Source organism: Cloacibacterium normanense (genome assembly GCF_002943105.1).
Lineage (GTDB): Bacteria > Bacteroidota > Bacteroidia > Flavobacteriales > Weeksellaceae > Cloacibacterium.
Map to the genome: position 1 here is coordinate 1 of NZ_PTPZ01000001.1, position 23381 is coordinate 23381.

The 23381-nt window shown below is 32.8% G+C and carries 16 protein-coding genes; 5 read left to right on the forward strand and 11 right to left on the reverse strand.

Annotated features, from left to right (window positions below; genetic code table 11):
* The first annotated feature begins 506 nt into the window (after nt 1-506).
* Together rimO and C3729_RS00010 are read left to right on the forward strand one after the other, a co-directional pair.
* Nucleotides 507-1811, forward strand: coding sequence for a 30S ribosomal protein S12 methylthiotransferase RimO (rimO, locus tag C3729_RS00005; RefSeq protein ID WP_104792268.1), 1305 nt, complete (start codon nt 507-509; stop codon nt 1809-1811).
* Nucleotides 1812-2170: 359 nt separating this feature from the next.
* A complete protein-coding gene (locus C3729_RS00010) occupies nt 2171-2545 on the forward strand; it encodes a septal ring lytic transglycosylase RlpA family protein (RefSeq protein WP_104792269.1) in 375 nt (124 codons plus the stop codon).
* A gap of 45 nt (nt 2546-2590) precedes the next feature.
* On the opposite strand, the gene C3729_RS00015 is transcribed toward C3729_RS00010, so the two are convergent.
* The 3 genes from C3729_RS00015 to C3729_RS00025 form a co-directional block, all read right to left on the reverse strand.
* Complete coding sequence (locus C3729_RS00015; protein ID WP_104792270.1) at nt 2591-3355, reverse strand: exodeoxyribonuclease III; 765 nt, start codon at nt 3353-3355, stop codon at nt 2591-2593.
* A 54-nt stretch (nt 3356-3409) separates the two neighbouring features.
* The gene (gene dusB, locus C3729_RS00020) at nt 3410-4405 is read right to left on the reverse strand and encodes a tRNA dihydrouridine synthase DusB (protein ID WP_104792271.1); all 996 of its coding nucleotides are present in this window, start codon (nt 4403-4405) and stop codon (nt 3410-3412) included.
* A gap of 89 nt (nt 4406-4494) precedes the next feature.
* Complete coding sequence (locus tag C3729_RS00025) at nt 4495-7695, reverse strand: hypothetical protein (protein WP_104792767.1); 3201 nt, start codon at nt 7693-7695, stop codon at nt 4495-4497.
* A 180-nt stretch (nt 7696-7875) separates the two neighbouring features.
* Between C3729_RS00025 and C3729_RS13325 the strand changes: the two genes are divergently transcribed.
* A complete protein-coding gene (locus tag C3729_RS13325) occupies nt 7876-8739 on the forward strand; it encodes a T9SS type A sorting domain-containing protein (RefSeq protein ID WP_260204266.1) in 864 nt (287 codons plus the stop codon).
* A 53-nt stretch (nt 8740-8792) separates the two neighbouring features.
* Here the strand turns inward: C3729_RS13325 and C3729_RS00035 are convergent, their stop codons facing one another.
* The 4 genes from C3729_RS00035 to pyrF form a co-directional block, all read right to left on the reverse strand.
* Nucleotides 8793-11591, reverse strand: coding sequence for an aminopeptidase (locus C3729_RS00035; RefSeq protein ID WP_104792272.1), 2799 nt, complete (start codon nt 11589-11591; stop codon nt 8793-8795).
* 178 nt (nt 11592-11769) lie between these two features.
* A complete protein-coding gene (locus C3729_RS00040) occupies nt 11770-12681 on the reverse strand; it encodes an AEC family transporter (protein WP_104792273.1) in 912 nt (303 codons plus the stop codon).
* 9 nt (nt 12682-12690) lie between these two features.
* A complete protein-coding gene (gene trhA, locus C3729_RS00045; RefSeq protein WP_104792274.1) occupies nt 12691-13335 on the reverse strand; it encodes a PAQR family membrane homeostasis protein TrhA in 645 nt (214 codons plus the stop codon).
* Nucleotides 13336-14694 carry an orotidine-5'-phosphate decarboxylase gene (gene pyrF / locus C3729_RS00050; RefSeq protein ID WP_104792275.1) on the reverse strand — a complete coding sequence of 453 codons (1359 nt, stop codon included), beginning with the start codon at nt 14692-14694 and terminating at the stop codon, nt 13336-13338.
* A 231-nt stretch (nt 14695-14925) separates the two neighbouring features.
* Between pyrF and C3729_RS00055 the strand changes: the two genes are divergently transcribed.
* Nucleotides 14926-15684 carry a superoxide dismutase gene (locus C3729_RS00055; RefSeq protein WP_104792276.1) on the forward strand — a complete coding sequence of 253 codons (759 nt, stop codon included), beginning with the start codon at nt 14926-14928 and terminating at the stop codon, nt 15682-15684.
* Between the two features lie 94 nt (nt 15685-15778).
* Here the strand turns inward: C3729_RS00055 and C3729_RS00060 are convergent, their stop codons facing one another.
* Nucleotides 15779-16321: a DUF4738 domain-containing protein gene (locus tag C3729_RS00060; protein ID WP_104792277.1), complete on the reverse strand. Its 543-nt coding sequence runs from the start codon at nt 16319-16321 to the stop codon at nt 15779-15781.
* Between the two features lie 61 nt (nt 16322-16382).
* Between C3729_RS00060 and C3729_RS00065 the strand changes: the two genes are divergently transcribed.
* Entirely contained in the window at nt 16383-17927 is a 1545-nt protein-coding gene (locus C3729_RS00065; protein WP_104792278.1) for a serine hydrolase, read from the forward strand.
* A 294-nt stretch (nt 17928-18221) separates the two neighbouring features.
* Here C3729_RS00065 and C3729_RS00075 read toward each other — a convergent pair whose 3' ends face one another.
* The 3 genes from C3729_RS00075 to ppk1 all read right to left on the reverse strand — a co-directional run bounded on the left by C3729_RS00075 (nt 18222) and on the right by ppk1 (nt 23265).
* Nucleotides 18222-20360 carry a S9 family peptidase gene (locus C3729_RS00075; RefSeq protein WP_104792280.1) on the reverse strand — a complete coding sequence of 713 codons (2139 nt, stop codon included), beginning with the start codon at nt 20358-20360 and terminating at the stop codon, nt 18222-18224.
* Nucleotides 20361-20417: 57 nt separating this feature from the next.
* On the reverse strand, nt 20418-21101 hold the full coding sequence (locus C3729_RS00080) for a phosphatase PAP2 family protein (RefSeq protein ID WP_104792281.1): 684 nt from the start codon (nt 21099-21101) through the stop codon (nt 20418-20420).
* A gap of 94 nt (nt 21102-21195) precedes the next feature.
* A complete protein-coding gene (gene ppk1, locus C3729_RS00085; protein WP_104792282.1) occupies nt 21196-23265 on the reverse strand; it encodes a polyphosphate kinase 1 in 2070 nt (689 codons plus the stop codon).
* Between the last annotated feature and the right edge of the window lie 116 nt (nt 23266-23381).

A 23381-nucleotide genomic window follows, 5' to 3' on the forward strand; every position in this document is an offset into this window, starting at 1 on the left:
AACCTATAAAAACAAAAACCAAAGCAAAAACGTTTTTGCTTTGGTTTAATTATTTATTTTTGCCCTATAATCTGTATCGGTTTTTTAGGACTAGTCAAATAATTATTTAAAACTTAAAAAATCACTCATTCTAGTGATAAAAACATATTTTCGTTAAAATCCTATTCTATTATAGAATCTATGCCATTATATAAACAAATTCTTTTAGGAAACTTAAACGGGATTCTGATTCCTTCCCATAAACACAATGTTTTTTGAAGAAATAAAGGATGTTTATAACCAAAGTAGGATTTATTAAATAACCTGTATAGTTATTTTAGGACGACACATAGGACGACACATGGTGCATAGATACTCCATAGATAAAGCATAGATAGTGCATAAAAAGTGCATGAAATAGATAGGCATATTTTACCTCAATAAAACTCTTACCTAAAGTTCCTTTTTAATTTCATAAATTTGCAACCTTAAATAATTCAATACTTACCATCCATCAATTATCATACATGAGAACAAAATCTGTAGGCAAAAAGAAAATTAACATCGTAACCCTAGGCTGTTCAAAAAACATCTACGACTCAGAAGTCTTAATGGGACAGCTCAAAGCAAACGGCAAAGAAGTAGTCCACGAACAACGTGGAGACATCGTAGTGATTAACACCTGCGGTTTTATCGATAATGCCAAAGAAGAATCCATCAATACCATCCTAGATTTTGTAGAAGCTAAAAATAGAGGAGAAGTAGAAAAAGTCTTCGTTACAGGTTGTCTTTCAGAAAGATATAAGCCAGATTTAATCAGAGAAATTCCAGATGTAGACCAATATTTTGGGACTAGAGATTTACCAATTTTGCTAAAACATCTTGGTGCAGATTATAAACATGAATTAGTAGGAGAACGTTTAACCACTACTCCAAAACACTATGCCTACCTTAAAATCGCTGAAGGTTGTGATAGACCTTGTGCATTTTGTGCCATTCCTTTGATGAGAGGTGGTAATGTTTCTACTCCAATTGAAAACCTAGTCATAGAAGCACAAAAACTTGCAAAATCTGGCGTTAAAGAATTGATTTTAATTGCTCAAGATTTAACGTATTACGGTTTAGATTTATACAAGAAAAGAGCATTAGGAGATTTATTAAAGGAATTGGTAAAAGTAGAAGGAATAGAATGGATTCGTTTGCATTATGCATTTCCTTCAGGTTTTCCAGAAGATGTATTAGAATTGATTAAATCAGAGCCTAAAATTTGTAATTATATCGATATTCCACTTCAGCACATCAATACAGAAATTCTGAAAGCCATGAAGCGTGGAACCACTTATGAAAAAACCAATGCTTTATTGGATAAATTCCGTGAGAAAGTTCCAGATATGGCTATCAGAACTACGCTAATTGTTGGTTTCCCTGGTGAAACTGAAGAAAAGTTCCAAGAATTAAAAGATTGGGTTCGTACGCAACGTTTTGATAGATTGGGTTGTTTTACCTATTCTCATGAAGAAAATACAAGTGCTTATGTGTTAGAAGATGATGTTCCAGAAGAGGTAAAACAAGCTAGGGTAGAAGAAATTATGGAATTACAGTCTCAGATTTCTTGGGAAAAGAACCAAGAGAGAATTGGGAAAACTTACAGATGTATTTTTGATAGAAAAGAAGGAAATTATTTCGTGGGAAGAACGGAATATGATTCTCCAGATGTGGATAACACGGTTTTAGTGGAAGCAAAAGATACTTATATTTCCATTGGTGAATTTGTAAATATTAAAATTACTTCCGCAGAAGAGTTCGATTTGTATGGTGAAATTGCAGAATAATATTTATTATTTCTTTACGGAAAACCATAAAATTTACATTAAGTTAAATTTAAATTAATGTATTTTAAAATAGAAAATCATCAATTAATTGGTGATTTTTTTGATTTTATTCAATTGTTTTTGTTGATAATAGTTTTGAATTGATAAAAAACAATGCGTTAAATAGTTAATAATGTTAACAATTTTAACATATTTTTTAACATTTTTTAACATTTCCTCTCGTTTCCCATGAATAGGTAGTTGAGAGAGTTGTTTAACAAAATATTAACATAAAATTAAGAAAATTTAACAACTTGGTTGTGTGCTAAAAGAGGTTCATGATAACTTTGCGCCTGTAAAACCCACAAAAAATATTCAAAATGATGAAAAGAGCAATTCTCGTAATCATAATGATGATTTCAACTCTTGGTTTATATTCATTCAAATATAATACCAATGATGCTAAAACAAGTTTTGCATCGTTCTACCACGATAAATTTAACGGTAGAAAAACCGCAAGCGGTGAAGTTTTTGATAACTCAAAACTAACTGCTGCGAATATGAGATTACCATTTGGAACGCAAGTAAAAATTACTAACTTAAGAACAGGAAAATCTGTTGTAGTTAGAATTAATGACAGAGGTCCATTTCACAGAAGTAGAGCTTTTGATATGACTAAAGCCGCTTTTAATGAAATTGGTGATCATGGTTCTGGAACTATTCCTATAGAATATGAAATTGTCGATAACGATTAAAACCACCTGAAAAGGTGGTTTTTTTGTTTATAAAAAGATCTATTTTTAATCTTTTAGTTCAATATATACTGGACAATGGTCACTGTGGACAGCTTCTTTTAAAATTAAGGCTCTTTCTAATTGGTTTTCAAGAGATTTTGTAATGAAATGGTAGTCTAATCTCCAACCTAAGTTTTTCGCTCTAGAGTTTTGTCTATAACTCCACCATGAGAATTCTTGTTTTTCGGGATGAAGATATCGAAAACTGTCAATCAATCCACATTCTTTGATAAATCTGGTCATCCATTCTCTTTCAACAGGCAAAAATCCTGAAGTATTTTTTAAACCTTTCGGATTGTGAATGTCTATTTCTTCATGACAAATGTTGAAATCTCCACAAATCACCAAATTCGGGATTTGTTTCTGTAAGTTTTTAATGTATTCTAAAAAATCTTCGGCAAACTGAAGTTTAAAATCTAATCGCTCAATATTAGAAGCACTCGGAACATACACAGAAAGTACCGAAAAATCTTCGAAATCTGCTCTTATAATTCTGCCTTCGTTATCATAATGTTCAATTCCGCAACCGTATTCTACGTGTTTTGGCTCTATTTTACTGGCAATTCCAACTCCAGAATAACCTTTTCTCACAGCAGAATGCCAATAACTTTTGTAACCTACCTTTTCTAGACTTTCGATGTCTATTTGGTCATTTCCAGCTTTAGATTCTTGAATGCAAATAATATCAGGATTGGTAACTTGCAACCAACCGATAAAATCTTTCGTAAAAGCTGCGCGAATTCCGTTGACGTTGTATGAGATGATTTTCATAGTTATATAAATAATCCTTCGAGGATTTTAATTCCTTGAAGGATTGAATTAAATTTATAAAATTTCGATTTTATTTTTATAATATTCTTCCGTTTCTTCCAGTAATTGATAAAATTCTTCCAAACTTAAAACCTGTAAAAATTTGGTTTTGAATTCTTTAAAATGTGAAATTCCACGGAAATAATTGCTGTAATGTTGTCTCATTTCTATCAGGCCTAATCTTTCGCCTTTCCATTCTGCGCTCCATTCTGCGTGTTGTTTTACAGCAAGAAGTCGGTCAGAAATCTTTGGTTCTGGTAATTTTTCTCCCGTTTCAAAGAAATGTTTAATTTCATTAAAAATCCAAGGATAACCAATCGCAGCTCTACCAATCATCATTCCATCACAAGCATATTTTTGCTTGTATTCTAAAGCTTTTTCAGGAGAATCAATGTCACCATTTCCAAAAATCGGAATTTCAATATTAGGATTTTGCTTAATTTTAGAAATATATTCCCAATCTGCTTCACCTTTGTACATTTGGCTTCTGGTTCTTGCGTGAATCGTCAATGCTTTAATTCCTGCATCTTGCAATCTCAACGCTACTTCTTCAATGTTAATAGTTTCTACATCCCAACCTAATCTCGTTTTCACGGTAACAGGAAGATGTGTAGAATTTACCACTGCTTTTGTCAATCGAACCATTAAATCTACATCTTTCAAAACGCCAGCTCCAGCTCCTTTAGAAACCACTTTTTTTACTGGACATCCGAAGTTAATGTCCACAATATCAGGATTTACGGTTTCTACAATTTTGGCAGAAAGCGACATTGCTTCTTCGTCTCCACCAAAAATCTGAATTCCAACAGGTCTTTCGTAATCAAAAATATCGAGTTTTTTCTTAGATTTCATCGCATCACGAATCAAGCCTTCAGAAGAAATAAATTCTGAATACATTAAGTCTGCACCGTGTAATTTGCACAATCTACGGAAAGGAGGATCACTCACGTCTTCCATTGGTGCCAATAAAAACGGAAAATCAGGAAGTTCTATGTTGCCTATTTTTACCATTTTGCAAAGATATAAAAAGCTTTCGGCTTTCTGCAATTTGCTTTCTGCTCTTTGCTGATAGCTGAAAGCAGAGAGCTGATTGCGTAATGTTAAAACGAAGCACGAACTTGCACACTTCCAATATGAATCGTTCTATCACCTGAATTTCTGCCTTCATAATTCACATTGAGTTGCAGGAATGAGTTTAATGCTTGTTGCAAAATCACACTCCAAACTTGGTTTTTGCCAGGTTTTAAACCATCAAGCATTTGATTTCCTACAATGCTGAAAGCATTTCCTGTGAAATCATTATTGATGAAACTGAAATTTCCACGGATAGAAGTTTTCTGTTTTTCCCATTGTAAAGTTCCGGTTAAATCGAAAGTTTTTAAGAATTCTTCGCCGTCTTTTCTGTCCTTGATTTTGTAAGCGGTAGAAACTTCGGTTTGTATGCTTTCCGAAAGTTTGTAAACCAATTTGGGCTTGGTTTCGTATAGGTTTAAAGTGTAATCTCGTGTTTTGAATAATTGTGATGAAGATTGGTAATTCTGCAACTGATTTTCCCAATCTGCACGCAAGTTTTTATTAAACCAATATCCAAAATTAACCAAATGAGTTTGCGTATTTTTCTTTTCGATGCTAAAATTGGCATTGACTAAATTTTGATTGTCGATAAAACGATAATTTCCATTCCAGCCAGATTTTTCGGTGGGATTGAAAAGTACAGAAAATAACAAATTCTGATTTTTTAAAATCTGATTATTTTCGGTTTTAAATGGATTAAATTCTAAAACTTGGTCTTCTTTGAAGAAGGAATTTTGAGCATTCAGTGAAATGTTAAAATTCCAACGTCTTAAAAACTGATTGTCTGAATTAAAAACAATATAAGGATTCACCGAAAGCGATAGTTGCAATTTATTTTTGTTGGAAGGCGTGTATTTTACCGTATTTGTATAAACCCTTATGTATTGCGCCAAATCTGAATATTCTGCAATTTCAAACTCATCTAACTGCTGAATTCCATCACCATTATAATCCGTCCATTTGTAAATTCCTTGTCCGTCTGTAACTTTCAAATATTGAAATTCTCGCTGCGCTTCTTGTCCGTTTCCGAGTTCATAAAACGCTTGCAAACGCATTCCGTTTTTGAAAAACTGTTGATTATACTGTATGTTTCCAATTACAAAATCAGAATTAAATTGCGTTTTTAATTCATTTTCGTAGAAAAATTTTCGATAATGAACGAGTGTGGAAAGTTGCGTTTTTTCGGTTCTAATCAATTGACTTTCGAGCATTAACCCGAGAATATTATTCATTTTTTTCAAAGAATTATCACGAACAGAATCATTGGTTCTGAAATAAGATTTTGCCAAAAATTTCGTGCGTAAACTGTCACCAATTCTTTTTTGAACAAAGACTTCTTTCCAAGAAAAACTCGTCACATCAAGCGTTTTGGTTTGGTTGAAATTCTTAAGATTATGCTCAAAACTTCCACCAAAACTCCAACTTCCTTTTTTGCCTAAAAATTCAGTAGAAACATTTCCTCTTGCAAATTGTGTGTCTTGAAAATCTGATGTGGTATTTAAGTAAGATAAATTCCCTCTGGTTTCTGTATTTTTCTTTATGAATTTAAAATCCAAATCGTTTTTAAAGCCGTTGTAACTTTGTTTTTCGTTGAGGTAATTCAGTTTGTAATTGATAAAATTGCTGTTTTTCCAACTGTTTAAAAAGCTGAAAATCAATCTATTTTGTGTAATTTGGTTAAATTCTTGAGTTAAATTGAAATCTCTGGAAAATTCTACATCATTAATTCTATCTAAAATATGAAACTGTGAAGAAATTCTCTGAAACTCTGCGCCAACTGTTCCGTTCCAATTATTTTTGGTAAAGATTTTATTCCCGAAAATTCTTCCTGCAAAACCAGTATTTTGATTGTTGTTTTTAGATGAAAATAAATTGACATCATAATGGCTTAATGAGAAATCTCCGCCAATTTTTCCTTTATCAAAAGTATATTCTGCCGAAGTAGAAAATACTTGAGATTTCTGTGGAGAAGGCAACTTTCGGAGCGCTGAATAATCGCCGTTTCCAGTGCCTACAAATTCGAAAATTCTTCCGTTATTGGTAGATTGTTTCAGTTGGTAATCTCCTTTTCCAATTCCGAAATAGGTGAAAGAAACGTTGTACAAAGTTTCCGCTTTGTCAGTAGAAAATTCGTAATAATTTCCTTGTGGATTTTGGACTAATTTGTACAAAATTTTGTTGACATCATATTCTGTAATCACAGCAGAAGGCGCGAACATCAAATCTCGATTGTTTCCTGCATTGGCGAGAATTTGCTCGTCTTCTTTCGATAAATTGAGCGAAAGCGGTGCATTTTTATTGTCGTTTTCCAAGAAAGCATCGAAGGAAAGTTTCAATTTTTCGGTTTGATGTTTCACCGATGAAGTGACGATGAAACGGTTGTAATTTCGGTTGGTGTAATTGTAAGAAATGGTGATGAAATTCTGTTTAAAAATCGGACGGAAACTCGTAAAAGTAATTTCTCCAGTGTTGTAATTGATGGTGTAATCTTGGTTTTCGCCACGCTTCATGAGAATTCCATCAATGAAAACTTGTTCAGAACCTGAAAGAATGGTAATGAAATTTTCTCCGTTTTTTCCATTTAAACGATACGGACCTTGATTTCCTTCCACCCCTTGAAAGCGGATTCTGTGAAATTCACTTCTGGCAACTCCCGCCGAAAAATCCAGAAAAGTTTTGTTGTCTTTCCCAAAATTGGTCTGAAAACCAATTCCCATGCTTCTGCGTTGAAACTTTCCAAAGTACGTTAGGTCGTCTTGCAAATCGAGATGTCCCGCTTTTAGAATGCTTTTGTCTTTAATATTAAGTTGAAGGTAAATTTTATCAAATTCTTGCAAAGTTTGGGTATAACCATCAGCTTGAATCGGTAAATTATGATCTGAAATACTGGCGAGTATAGAAACATCTTTGCTGAGTTTTCCTGCAATTTGCATATCCATAGAAGATTGCACCGATTGTCCTTGGTTATTTCCAAAAGTAATTCCTCTGATGATAGAACCTTTAGAATTTAAATCGCCTAGAATTTGTGAACGAGAATTTTTCTTAACCAAAACCGATTCATCATAGAGAATTTTCTTTTCTTTCCAAACAAAATTGGCGGTATCTTTTTTAAAAAACTCTTTATTTAATCTTTTTGATACAATAGAGTCGGTTTTTAGGGAATCTTGAGTAGGAAAATTAGGGTTTTTCCATGTGAAAATCTGTGCTTTTGTTAGAAAAACACTCAAAAAAAGGAATGCTAAGAATAATTTTTTTGTCACTGAAATCTTTCTAAAACCGCTGTGTAAAAGTAACTAAAAAAAATAAGGATTATTGTGGAGAAGTTTTAATAATAAATTAACAGAAAAAGAGGTCTATTCTAAGAAATCTTTGTAAATTTGGGAATATTAATTTAAAAATAAAATCTCATGAAAAAAATCTTTACACTTTTAAGTTTTGTAGCTTTAGGTATTTCTGCTAATGCGCAAACTGCAGCATTTAATGGATCTGACTTTGAAACGTGGAGTGATTTTACAAACAGTATTACTTCTTTTGGTATTAAATCTTATGCAACACAAGGTTTGACAAAAGGTTATAACGGAACAAGCTCTCTTAATATTACTGGTACTCCTACAGCAAATGATTATGTATTTACTGTAAAACCAACAGCTGCTAGTTATCCATCTTCTATTGGTTCAATCACTTTTTGGGTAAAAGGAACTTCAGGTAAATCTTTGTCTTTTAATGTATACATGGCTAATGGTACAAATTATAATGTTTTTAACTTGAAAGACTTTACTACTTCTGCTACAGTTACACCAACGGCAGTTCAAGCAACTGGCTCAAACGCAGGTAACGGATCTAATGACTATATTGGAGTAATAAATACTGGTGGCGCTTGGCAAAAAGTAACATTAGATATGAGTACAATTACAAGTGTAAACGTTGCAGATAATACTAAAAACTTCTTTGCTTTAAAAGTGGGTAAAGATGTAAGTTATTCGTTAGACATTGATGATGTTCAAATAGTTTCATCTAACATGGGAACAATAGATGTAAAAGAATTCGACAAAAAAGTGAAAATGAATACTTTAGTATCTGATAACTTAACTCTTATTGAATTGCCTTCTAAATCTACTGTAAACATTTATTCTGTAGATGGTAAATTGGTTTCTTCTAACAGAGTAAACAGTGGAGAATCTATTAATGTTTCTAAACTGCAAAAAGGAAATTATATCGTAACCGTAGAAGACGGAAAAAATAAAGTTTCTAGAAAAATTGTTAAAAAATAATTCTTAGAATTAATAATGATAAAGGTTGCTTCACAAGAGCAACCTTTTTTTATTTAGTACCAGCCTCGTCTGAAATAGCCAATCAGAGCGCCTACATTTAGATTAAAAGTAAAACGTATTCTATTTCCGTAATCTTTAAATTTTGGCTCAAAACCAAGGCTAGATTGTACAGGAAAATAAACTTCTATAAAATCTGGAATGACCTTAAATTTTATCCCACTATCCCAAATGAATTTTGGAGAATGCGCACGGTTTTTATATACTCCAAAATCTGCGTAAACGTCTATCATCTTCCAAACGTTGGCTTCTACATTATGAGTGAGCATCCATTGGTCTACCGTTCCGTTAATATAAGATTTAAAACCACCTTCTGCCATAATAAACTGCTGAGAAAGTATTCCGCTAATTGCACTCTGAGCCAAGAGATTATAAGAGAAAGCATAGTTGGAAACTTTAGAAATCCCGATGTCAAAATTATTATTTCTGGTATGGTTTTTTAAGAAATATCCACCATAAAATCGTAAACTCAGTTTTTTGTTTTTGGCATATTCTAATCGGTAATAACTTTCGGCGGTAAGTTTTGCATAATCTTCCATGTATTGGAAATTTCCGAAAATATACTTTTCTTTAATCACATTATTGTCTGAATACACGAAACCAAGATTCCAAATGTTATATTTAGCATAATCATTTTCTGCAATCATTTCGGGGCTTAAATCTCTTTCGAAAAAGTTGTAAGATGCAGATAAACTTCTAGAAATCTGACTTCTTGGGTTTTTGTTAAAAGACATTTGGCTGGCAAAACTCATTTTTTTATAAGACAAACCAAAATCATAATTGAACTTAGCCGTAGAAAATTCTAAAGTAAGCGTTCGGAAGAAACTTTCCGCAGGCTGAATTTTATAGACTGCATTAAGAGAACCATTAATATCTTTACTTCCTGTACTGAAAAACGGCGAAACCAGATATTGAAACCTCTTGTCAATCAGTGATTTATTTTTAAATCTTATTCCCAGTAATAATTTGTCATAATTATTCCACGCAATTCCTGGCGTAAGATAAACTTCGTTAATTTCTGCATTTGGATTGTCTGGAATAAGTTTAAATCTTAATTTTTTGGCATTGTCTTTAATTCCTTTGGTATAAAGATAATTGTCTCTAAAATTATTTTCTGGGAAAGCATATAAATCATTAATGACGATTTTTACCGCTTCATTATCTGGAATTACGTAACCGCAAGAACTATCCTGATAATTCGTATCATACCAAAAAGTTTTTTTGCTGCCATCTTCATGAAAAGTTTCTAATTTAAAAGGAATATTCTGCGCTGTATTTTTAGAAACATTAATGTTGATGACGTTATCTTTTCTCTCGAAATCATCGAGTTTAAAATTAATTCTTTGTTTTCTTTTGACGTATTTTTCTAAAAATTCTGAAGAGTAACCAGAAGCTACCGTGAGTTGGTCTAGAAAATCTCTTTTGTCTAATTCAGAAGTTTGATTTTTGGCAATATAACCTTTTAAGAAATTTTCAAAATAAGAAGTTCCCATTTTTTCGGCAATCAAGGTAAAAAGGCTTCCCGTCTCGAATTGGCTAATCGCCATTTCATTAAAATTACTTAAATCCGAAAACTTTTCGTCTATTTTTTGGTCAAGGTTTTGTGCTGTAATGTATTGATAAGCCAAACCGTATCTTTCAATCAACTTCAATCGAGAAGCAAATGAAAGTTTTAAAGGTTTCATTCCCAGTATTTTATAATCTGAAAGCGCGCCGAGAATTTTATGGTCGGGGTAATTCTTTTTCAAATACTGAATTTCTAAATACGTTTTAAGTCCGTTCGTAATCCAGTGATTTTTTTCTTTATCAGAAACAAATAATTGCTCTGCAACTTGCTGAGAAACAATGCTAAAATAATCCATATCTATTTTTTCGGCATCGGTAAACATTTGGAACTTAAATTTCCAAAATTTAATATCATCATTCCCGAAAAAATCATTTTTGGACTTAAATTTTTCGCTGATGAAGATTTTTTCTGGCAAAAATCCCGTTTTTTCTTTGATAAAATGAAGATGAAGCGGTAGATAAAACGCTATCAGTTCCTTTTCTTTTTCGGTGACAGGATAACCCAATTCTACCAAATGTTTTTGTCCGTCAACAATGGTTTCTAGCTGATAATTTTCTTGGTCAGAAATCAGAAATTCTACATCTTTATTGAGTTTTCCTTCAAAAATATTGGGAGCAACTTCAGTTAAATTACTGCTGATATTTTGAGCGGAATTTTCAAATTTTACTCGGTAAAAAGTATTTACATTTACGTTTTCTTCTAAATCTTTGTAATATTTTTCAAGGAAATTATCTCGGTCAAAACTGTCTGGAACCAAGAAAAAATATTTGAGCAAAGTATTATTTTTCCCGATTCCATAACCGGTAAACTGAGCACTCGGTAAAATCACAGAATATTCTAGCGAAAGTACAGTAAAAGCATTTGGGGCTAAAGGTTTTGGGAGTTTTATAAAAAGATTTTCATCATCTAAAACACCTTCATATGGTTTTTTGTCTATCATCAGATAAACCAATCTGCCTCTTTCATTAGATTTTGCGTAATATAAATCCTTTTTTCGGTCTTCAATTTTTCTTCTAACTAAAGGCGTATTTCTGCTTTTGTAAGCTGCCGTGAAATTCTGAAGTTTTATATGTGTGAGTTCACTCTCAGATTTGTTTTGATAATAGATTTTTTCTCTTACAGAAAGTGTTCCTGCTGAAATTTTTGCATCAACAATGATGGAGTCTTTTTGCGAAAAAGCAAAAAGATTAAGCAGTAAACACAGTAAAATGATAGTTTTCTTCTTCATTGATTTTAGAAACTCAAATATAGAGAGAAACTATTGAAATTGCTTACATAAATCCGAAAAAATATTACATTTTATCAACAATTTTTGAATTTTATTGACAATGGATTTTGAGAATGATAATTCCTTTCTCGGATGAATATTTTCTTCGAAATAAATCGGAAGTTTTTATCTTTTTAAATTATAAAAAAGGCAGTAGTAAATGCCAAATTCCCACGGTAAGGATAGATAGAGGAATTCCCACCGCAACCATCAAGTTACAAAATTTTGGTTCTAAATCATGAGCCGAAGCAATAATCGCTGCTGTAATCATTGGTGCCATCGCTGCTTCTAAAATACAAATGTCTATTACGTCTCCATTTTGATGGAAAATATATTTGTAAATCACTAAAATCAATAAAGGCAAAAGAACGAGCTTGAAAAGTAAACCGATGAAAAGATGAAACCCTTCTTTTTTCTCAATTTTTTCCCATTGCATTTGACTTCCCACAGAAACCAAAGCGAGTGGAACAGTAGTTGCGCCCAATTTCATTAAGACTTCGTCAAAATCTTTTGGAATTTCTATGGAGAAAACATTCAGCAACAAAGCAATTACAAATGCTATAAATGGAGGAAATTTTAAAATTTTAGAAAGATGTTTGAGTAGAGAATCTTTGCTTCCAGAATAAAAATTGGCGACTAAAATTCCTACTGTCGAAAGAGCGACAAATCCGGGTTGGTCTACCAACATCACGGTTTTTAAACCTTCTTCTCCATACATAGCTTGGATTAAAGGAATGCCTACAAAAGAGGTATTTCCGAAACCTGCGCACATAATTAAAGCGCCAATTAAAGAAGATTTCCAACCGAAAATTTTTCCTAATCCCGCAAAAAATAAAATCGCCATAAAAATTCCTATCCAAACTACTAAAACTGGATAAATCACCGAGCTGTTGAGCTCTATTTTTGAAATATAATACAGCGAAAATGCAGAAAGTGAAATATTAATCACAAATGCATTCAATGAGGTGTGAAAATTCTCGGGAATTATTTTAGATTTTTTTAAAACAATTCCTATGATCAGACAGACAAAAAGTAAAATTAAGTTGCTCAATTTCTTTTGCTAAACGTATAAATAAATCGATAAAAAGTGACAGAAACTCCCTGCTAAAACAAAAAAATGGAAAATAGCATGATTGAATTTTATTTTCTTAATGCTGTATAAAATTGCACCAATGGTATATAAAACTCCGCCAAGAATTAGGTAAAATACTCCTTTTTTGTGTAAACTAGCGGTTAAGTCTTGGAAATAAAAAACGATCAACCAACCCATCAAAACGTACATCGCTGTAGAGACAATTTTAAATCTTCCCGTGAAAAATAATTTGAGCATAATTCCTGTAAAAGCCATCACCCAAACCATCGAAAAAATAAGCCAACCCGTTTCTCCATTTAGACTTACCAACGTAAAAGGCGTGTAACTTCCTGCGATAAGAACATAAATAGCAGCATGGTCAAAAACTTTGAGCTTAAATCTCTTTTGAGGTTCCTTTGAAGCATGATAAAGTGTAGAAGCGAGATATAATAAAATTAGACTCACCCCAAAAATTGGGAAACTTATCATCATCCAGATATTGTCTTGTTGCACTGCTTTAATGATTAATAAAACCAAAGCGATGATGCTCAAGAAAATCCCGAAAGCATGAGACCAAATGTTTAATTTTTCTTCGGTAGGCGAATAGAATTGTATGTTCGTTTTTTTATCCATTTAGAGCGATTTTAGGTAGGCGTTCCAAGATTCTAACTTATAGAGTTTTGCAGATTTTTCTACATTTTCGGCTTTATAAATTCCTCGACCTACAATCACGAAATCTGTATGTAAATTTTTGAAAACATGTTCTGGCGTATTGTACTGTTGACCTTTGTCATCGCCTTTGGAACTAATATTTACTCCTGGCGTAAAAAGTAAAACATTGGCAGGAACTTTATTTTGAGCCACACAACCAATAATATTTGGATGCGTTTCTACTATTTTTAAAGCTTCTTTTCTATAATTTTGGTCAGTCAATGCACCTTTCGAAGACATAGAAAGAATAGCAATTACCCCAGAATTCATGAAACAATCAATGCTTTGATAGCCTGCAATCACGTGAGAAGTAACCAAATCTGCCCAATGCGAAATTTTATACATTCCGCCTCTGTATTGTAGTTCCTGAGTATTCCCGATGTCGCCAAATTTTCGGTCTTCCATCAAAAGGAAATTATGTTTGGTTGCCAAATCTTTTAGCGGAAGGATGGTTTTATCACTATCAAAATCAGAAATAATGTCAATGTGCGTTTTTAGAGCGACAATATGTGGCCCAACTTGTTCTGCAAATTCTAGCAATTCTTTGGTAGTGGTTACATCTGCAGAAGCGATTAGGTTAGATTGTTTAGCAATCGCAATTTCTAAGATTTTTTTGCCAACAGAATGTTCGCAATTTTCTAATTTTTGTTCGTAAGAAAGTCTTTTTTCTTCTTTGAATTCAATTTTATTTCCTGCGATAAATTCATTAATTCTTAAAACTTCTTCTTCCGTAAGATGATCTACTTCTTTTAAAATTTCTACCACTTCAGAAATGCTGAAAAGCGTATGAACGTGATAACCTTTCTCTTGTAAAAGTTGCTTTCCGCCTTGTTCACGGTCTAGAACCACTACAATATCAGAAACTTTTAACCCTTCATTTTCTACTTCGGCGATGGTTTCTACCAAAGATTTCCCAGAAGTGATTACATCTTCTACCAGTAGACAGTTTTGTCCAGATTTATAAATTCCTTCAATCAATTTTTTGGTTCCATATTCTTTAGCTTCTTTTCTCTTGATAATCAATGGAATATAGCTTTCTAAAGACATAGCAGTTGCCATAGGTAATGCAGCGTAAGGAACACCACAAATCACATCAAAATTATCCAAAGGAAGCATTTCTAAAAGATAATTGGCCAAATGTTTTAAGATTTTTGGCTCAGAAGCGAGAGGTCTTAAATCTACATAGAATGGGCTTTCGATGCCGGATTTCAATGTAAATCTGCCGAATTTTATAATACCCAGTTTATAACATTCTAAGAAGAATTCTTTTTTACTTTCCATTTTACTTTTTTACTTTTTACAAAGGTAAGATTTTTATAAGTACGAAGCGTAAAGTTAAAAGTACAAAGTGTGAGTGATAGAGTAGTAGAATTATAGAATTAGAGAGTGCTCAACTTTAAAATAAATAAATCAAACCAAATTATAGATTTTGTTAATGAAAAATTGACCTATTTTCGGTACTTTTTTGCTATTTTTGGGAAATTCAATTTTTAAAAATTTAATCTTTTAGATATGAAAAAATTAGTTCAATGGGCTTTTGTAGCCATCGCTTTTTCTGCGGTTACTTCTTGTGTAGCGGTAGTGGGAAATACAGCGCAACCTGTAGTGAATGTAGAATCTACAGATTATGGTAAACCTTCTGATGTTACTGCAAATGAAGGTGCTTTCAAAATAAAAACACTGAAACATAATTATGATGCTTTTTCAAAATATGTAGATGCTAAAACCATGTACATTCACTTTTCTAAGCATTATGTAGGATATTTAAACAACTTAAATAAAGCGGTGGAAGGAAAACCTCAAGCGAATATGACCATAGAAGAAGTGTTGAAAACTCTTGATACCAGCAATGCTGCGTTAAGAAATAATGCAGGAGGTTATTACAATCACAATTTGTATTTTGATTTGATGACTCCGAATTCAACAGGAAAACCAACTGGGAAATTAGCCGATGCCATCAATAGAGATTTCGGGAGTTTTGAAAATTTCAAAAAGCAGTTTTCTGATGCAGGAGCGAAACAATTTGGTTCTGGTTGGGCTTGGTTAGTAACTGATGCTTCAGGAAAATTGAAAGTAGGAAGTACCGCAAATCAAGACAATCCATTAATGCCTGGAATGTCTATTTCTGGAACTCCAGTTTTGGCAATGGACGTTTGGGAACACGCTTATTATCTAAAATATCAAAACAAAAGAGCAGATTATATAGAAGCTTTCTTTAACGTAATCGATTGGAACGTAGCTTCTGATTACTACGAAAAAGCAATGAAATAAAATTAAAAAAAAAGTTTATTTTTCTCGCTGATTTAACTGGTTTGGCTGATTTTTATCTGCTTAATTTGCTAAATCAGCGAGATTTTTTTTGGAATTACTCTTTGGTTTCTTCTATGATTTCGGTTTTTAAAGATTTATCTTTGAAATAAAAATTATGATGAAAATCAAAAGCCCAATCTGTTTCTGGTTTTGCAATCGTTCCGAAAAATTGAATTTTTTCATTATCAATTTCATTTAACCAATAACCATGGAAAACTGCAATTTTTTGAAAATTATTGTCAATGTAATTGTTGAAATTTTCTTTTCTAAATAAAGTGTCTAGAAGAGTTTTGTTGTCTTGTTTTATTTTCAGTGAAATTCCTGCATCTCTGTATTTATCTACCTGTTTTTTGCCTTCATTTTCAAATTCATTGGTGACAAAACTATCTAAATAAGATTTGGTGATGCTAATTTTTATGTTTTTATCAACGATTAAAGTATCAAATTTTTCCACTGTTTTTTCTTTCGGAAAGAATCTATCCGTAGAATTTTCACTTGTAATTATTGGTTTGTTGAATACTTCTATTTTTTCTTCTTGTTTTTTGGAGCAAGATAAAATGGCTAGAAGTAGAATTGGTAGACAAAAAGTGGTTTTCATTGGTTGATAATTTACCCAAATTTACAAAAAATCTTACCTTTACAAAAATTAAAAAGTTATTATGAAAAAATCATTTTCTTTGTTCTTTATTCTTTACTCATTATTCTTTTTTAGTCAAATTTCAGAGCAGAAACTAGACGAACTTATCCAAAATACCATAAAAACTTTTGATGTTCCAGGGATGTCTGTTGGTGTTATAAAAGACGGAAAAGTCATCTATTCAAAAGGTTTCGGAGTACGCTCTCTTAACAATAATTTACCGATGACGCCAGAAACTTTGGTGGGAATTGCTTCTAATTCTAAAGGTTTCACTTGTACCGCTTTAGCGATTTTAGCAGACGAAGGAAAACTGAATTGGGACGATAAAGTGACCAAATTTTCACCAGATTTCAAAATGTATGACGATTATGTGACGCAAGAACTTACCATCAAAGATTTGGTGACGCACAGAGCTGGATTAGGTCTTGGACAAGGAGATTTAATGTTTTTTCCAGAAGGTGGAACTATGACTACAGAGCAATTATTGCACAATGTTCGTTATTTGAAACCTGCGCATTCTTTCAGAAATACAATGGATTATAACAATGTGATGTTTATTGTAGCAGGAGAAGTTATTCGTAAAATTTCTGGCAAAACTTGGGCAGAGTTTATCGAAGAAAGAATTATGAAACCTGTTGGGATGACAGCAAGTTTTGGTTCTTATAACCGTGCAAAATCTATTGAAAATAAAATTGATGCACATGCTCCAGTCAATGGAAAAGCAGTTGCGGTTCCTCACGATTGGAACGAAACGGCCAATGCAGCAGGTGGAATTTTGAGTAACATTACTGACATGACGATTTGGGCAAATTTCTTAATGAACGGTTTTGTAACCAAAGATGGTGTACGTTTGGTTTCTGAGAAAAATGCAAATCTTCTTTGGCAAATTCAGCAACCCATTCCTATGGCTGCTAAAAATCCTTATGATACTAAATTTTATGGTTATGGTTTAGGTTGGTTTATTTCTGATGTAAAAGGTCATCGTCAGATTCAGCATACAGGTGGTTTAATCGGTACAGTTACACAATTTACGTTAATTCCTGATTTGAATTTAGGAATTGTAGTGCTCACGAATCAACAACAAGGGGTGGCTTTTAACACGATTACCAATACTGTGAAAGATGCTTATTTAGGAATTGAAGACAGAAATTGGTTGAAAACCTATGCAGAAAGATACGCAAAAGGCAATGCGCAATATGACAAAGAAAAAGCTGAAACGTATGCTAAAGTAGCTGCTTACCAAAAAGACAGAAGTGCAAAACTATCTCCTGAACAATTTGTAGGAACGTATAGAGATGCTTGGTTTGGTGATGTGGTAATTTCTAAAGAAAAGAAAGGTTTCAGAGTGATTTGTAAATCTTCAGAAAGATTAAAAGGTGAAGTTTTGCCTTATTCTAAAGATACTTTCGTTATCAAATGGGATGATAGAAGTTATGATGCAGATGCATTTTTTACCCTTACCTTTGATGAAAACGGAAAAGCAGTTTCTGCCAAAATGAAACCGATTTCAGATGTTACCGATTTCTCTTTTGATTTTGGAGATTTGGATTTGAAAAAAGTAGATTAGTTTTAAACCACAAAAGGCACAAAAGATTTTCTTTGTGTTTAAGAAATACAAAAGAGCAAAAAGTAAAAATCTTTTTGCTCTTTTTTTTTGCATTTGAATTGCTTATTTTTAAACTTTTCTTTTGTTTCTTTTGACTTTGTCGAATCTTCGATTTGCGTAAGAATCTTTACATAGATTTTCTGAATATTGAAATGTAGATTCCTTCGGAATGACAAAAAAACCGTTGAATTTTTTATTTTAAAGTAAATCTTTTGTTTCTTTTGACTTTGTCGAATCTTCAATTTGCGGTTAAAACTATTTCAAATACAAGTCAAAATAATCCGTAACCTTTTGCATTAAATGTACTCTGTCTTTGCCTGAAACATTGTGAGGATGCCCAGGATAAACGAAATAATCTAACTGAACGCCTTTGTCAACTGCAGATTTCAGGAATTTTACAGAATGTTGCCAAACCACTACATCATCTTGCGCACCATGAATCATGAGTAATTTTCCTTTCAAGTTTTGAACTTTGTCTAAAAGATTAGCTTTTGCGTAACCTTCAGGATTTTCTTTTGGCGTGTCCATGTAACGTTCTGTGTACATAATTTCATACATGTTCCAGTCGATTACAGGTCCACCTGCAACTCCCGCCTTGAAAACTTCAGGATATTTTAGCATAAAACTTGTGGTCATAAATCCACCAAAACTCCAGCCGTGAATTCCCATTTTTTCAGTATTTACAAAAGGCAAAGATTTTAAATATTCTACACCTTTTAATTGGTCTTTCATTTCAGTTTCACCTAAATTTCTGAAAACCGCTTGTTCAAACTGTGTTCCTCTGTTAGAAGAACCTCTTCCGTCCATCGTGAAGACAATGTAACCACGTTGCGCCATGTATTCATACCAAAGATTTCCAGAAGCTGGGAAGTTATTGGTAACCAACTGTAAATGAGGTCCATTGTATAAATAGACAATTACAGGATATTTTTTAGTTTTATCAAAATCAGTCGGCAAAATCAGTTTTCCATACAATGGAGTTCCGTCGTCTGCTTTCAGTGTGATATTCTGAATTTCAGGTCTTTGGAAGTTTTTCAGTGGGTTTTCTGCGGTTAAAATATTTTTGGTTTGAAGCGTTTGCGTATTGATAATATTTGCCATTCTTGGCGTAGAAGCATTGGCAAAAACATCATGTAAGTGTGTTCCGTCTTTGCTCAAAATTCCATTGTGAACACCAGCGTCTTTGTCTAATCTGGTGATTTTACTTGTTTGCCAATTTACTTTGTACAAATGTTTTTCAAGTGGCGTTTCTTTAGTTGAAGAAAAATAAATTTCTTTTTTCTTTTCGTTAAAACCTAGAATTTCGTTCACCAACCAATCTCCTTTGGTAATTTGTTTTACCAAACCTTTGTCTGTGTTGTACCAAAACAAATGATTGTAACCCGTTCTTTGACTTTGCCAAATAAAATCTTTATTAGAACCAGGTAAAAAGGTCAATTCATGTTGAGGTTCTACATATTTTTCATCTTTTTCTTCGAAGAGCGTTTTAACTAAATTTCCTGTTTCGGCATCATATTGATTCAGTTTCATGTGGTTTTGAGCTCTATTAAGAACCGCCACGAAAATAGATTTAGAATCAGGGCTCCAAGTTACGCTGGTTAAATATTGCTCTTTGTCGCCTTCGATGTTTAAGAATTTTTTGGTTTGAGTTTTTACATCAAAAACACCGATGGAAACTTCGTGAGATTTATTTCCAGCCATCGGATATTTGATATTATGGTTTTCTGCAGGAGTTACGCTCCAATCGATGATAGGGTAGTCAGTAACCATGCTTTGATCCATTCTGTAAAATGCAATTTTTTGAAAATTTGGTGCGGCAAAAATACCTCCATCGATTCCAAATTCATTTCGGTGAACCGATTGTCCGTTGATGATATTTTCGTTTTGGTCATCTGTAATTTTCAATGTTTTTCCATTGATGTTTGCAAAAAGATTATTTTTGATGGTGTAAATAATCGTTTGATTATCAGGAAGAAGCTGAGCGTTTTCTGCATCTTCAGGAATAGAAGCAAATTCTGTTTTTTGCCAAGAATTCCCCGTTTTTTGAAGCCAAAAATATTTTCCCTTTTGAGAAAAATAGGCTTTAGAATTGTTCAAAAATTTCAGTGGAGAAAGTGCTTTTAGTTTTTGGTCAGCACTAAAATTTTGATTTACTTGATACAAAGAAACCAAAGTATCCGTCTTGTTGGTCGCAATATCTGTGATGAGATAAGCGTTTTTAACCATTTGAAGATAAGATTTGCCATCATTGCTGAAAGAAAAATCTCTGATGTTTTTCACGGCAAGATTGGTTCTAAGTCCTAAAACGGCGTCGTTCATGGTAAATTGCTGCGTTTGCGAAAAACCACAAACCGAAGCCAAAACCAATGTTCCTAATATTTTTTTAAAGTTCATAAATGTTGAAAAATTTTGAAGGTAAATGTATGTTAATTCATTAATTTCTGAAGAATTTTATAAATGTTCTTTGTATAAAATCGTGAGATTATCTTTTTCTGATTTTTTGTTCCATTGATATTGATGCGTCCAATACGCAATTTTAGTGGATAAAATTCCTAATCCGGCTCCAAAAATCACGTCGCTCCAATAATGTTTGTCGTGAGCAATTCTCAAAACGCCCACTCCAGTTGCTACAGAATAAGCAACATACGGAACCCAACGATAATTTTCGCCATATTCCATAGAAAGCATTGTAGCTCCAGCAAAAACATTCGCAGTATGACCACTCGGAAAACCAAATTCATTGCTTCCGTCTGGACGAGGTTTTTTAATGGCTTTTTTAAAAAGATAAGTGCTTCCAAAAACAATAATTTCAGATTTTGCCAAAATAGCAGTTCTGTTCCAGAAGTCGGTTTTAGGTTTCATTCCTGCCCATTCAAAAGCGTAAAGTGAAACGTGAGGTGCAAATTGAAGGTAATCTTCGGGATAACCTCCGAAAGCCAAGAAATTTTTGTTTTCTGTAACGCTGAAATCTCTATTTTCTGTAGATAAAACGATGCTTCCTGCCGTCATTAAAGTAGCTGGAATAATGAGTTTTTTGGTTTCAAATTTTTGTTGTTCTGAGAAAATTAAACTGTCTTTCTTTTGCGAAAAAAGAAGATTTGTGGCTAATATGAAAAGGAAAATAACTTGTTTCATTTTTCTGTCGTTCCTACGGAACTTTTTTAAAATACTTTATAAATTTTTCTACAAACGTATCGTTCTTACGGAACTCATCTTCTGACTTCATACATTATACTTCTACCTTTTTCTTTTCCAAAAATTTATACGTTTCTATTTGACTGCGGAAAGGTTTTTTGTTGTTTTTGACATATTTATTGGTCAAATCTTCATCTAGAAATCTGGCTTTTACATTGCCTTTCAATTGAAGTTCCAATAAATCTTTCAGTTCTTTTTTGAGATTTTTTTGATTCACTTTTACAGCAGCTTCTATTCTGTAATCTAGGTTTCGCGTCATCCAATCCGCTGAAGAAAGATAAACATCTTCAATGCCTTTATTGTAAAAATACATCACCCTAGAATGTTCCAAATACTCATCTACAATACTGATAGCATGAATTTTTTTCTTGAACGTTTTCTGTTCTACAGCACAGAAAATTCCGCGAACAATCATTTTAATTTCCACGCCAGCTTCCGCTGCTTCATAAAGTTTTTTAATTAAACCTTTATCAGAAAGTGAGTTTACTTTTATTATCATTTCGGCTTTTCTGCCTGCTTTTGCTTCTTCTATTTCTTTGTCGATATGCCAAACAATTTTTTCTCTCATAAAATGTGGACAAACCAATAAATGATTACAAGATTTCAATGCTAAAACGGGATCTATTTTGGGTTTTCTGAACACATTGAAAACTTTATTAATGTCTGCCATAATTGCTCTGTTAGAAGTCATGAGCAAATGGTCTACATAGATTTTAGCTGTTTTTTCGTTGAGGTTTCCAGTGCTTACAAATCCATATTGAATGGTCTTATTGTTCACTCTTTTTTTGATGACACAGAGTTTTGCATGCACTTTTTTATTCGGTAATCCCACTAGAACTTTTACACCTTCTTCTTCTAACCTTTCTTTCCATTCTAGGTTATTTTCTTCATCAAATCTTGCGCGTAATTCTAGCATTACGGTGACTTCTTTTCCGTTTCTCACGGCATTAATCAATGCGTTTACAATTTTAGAATTGCTGGCTAATCTGTAAGCCGTGATTTGAATAGACTTTACATCAGGATCCATTGCAGCTTCTCTCAGCAAGTCAATAACTGGTGTAAAAGTGTGATAAGGAAAGGTAAGAAGCACATCTTTTTTTACGATAACATCTGTAATTCTGCCTTCATGGTCAAATTCTGGATGCGTAAAAGAACTTCTCTCTATTGGTTTTTCATAATTTTTAAAAACATCAGGAAAATCCATAAAATGTCTGAAATTATGAATTTTTTGCCCTGGAATAATGCTGTCTCTTTTGGTAAGATTGAGTTTTTTGATGAGAAATTCCACCAAAGATTTATCCATGTCTTTGTCAAAAACAAAACGGGTAGGTTTTCCTTTTCTTCTAGATTTAATTCCTTTTTCAATTTTTTCTACAAAGCTGGTTCTGATGTCATTATCGAGGTCAAATTCTGCATCTTTGGTCACCTTAAAAGAATTTGCTTTGAAATCATCATATCCGAAATAGGAGAAAATGTGTGGTAAATTGAAAGCGATGACGTCTTCTAGAAGCATTATGTCAGTTTCCTCAGGATTTTCGGTTGGTAAAATGACAAATCTTCCATTGGCTTTTGCTGGCACTTCTATAATCGCGAATTTTGTACCAAATTTCCAATCTTTTCTGCGCATTGCAATGCCTAGATAAAGGCTTTTTTCTCGCAAATAGGGCAGTTGAACATGGTCATGAAGCAGAATAGGAATGACGTTGCTTTCTACTTCTTCGTCAAAATATTTTTTTACAAATTCCTTTTGTTTTTCGGTGAGTTTTTTAGGAGTTTTAATGAAAACTTTTTGCTCTGCCATTTCTTCTTGGATTTTGTCCCAAGTTTTTTCAAAATCTTCCTGTTGTTTGATGACAATTTTATTGATTTTGTCCAGAATTCTTTGAGGTTTGTCAAAAAACGTCTCTACTGCAAGTTTATCTTTCAGTTCTAGTGCTCGTTTTAGTCCTGCAACTCGCACTCGGAAAAATTCATCTAAATTATTAGAAAAAATCCCTAAAAATCTAATTCTCAGGTGTAATGGAACGGTTTCGTCCATCGCTTCTTGCAAAACTCTTGCATTAAAACCTAACCAGGTAATGTCTCTAGGATTGAATTGTGGCATATCTGTAAAAAGTTTTAGCCAAATATAATGATAAACATGTGAATAGAGAAGTGAAATGGAGAATTTAAAAGATGACAGTTTTTAAGAAAATGTCAATTTGTCACAATTTTCTCAAT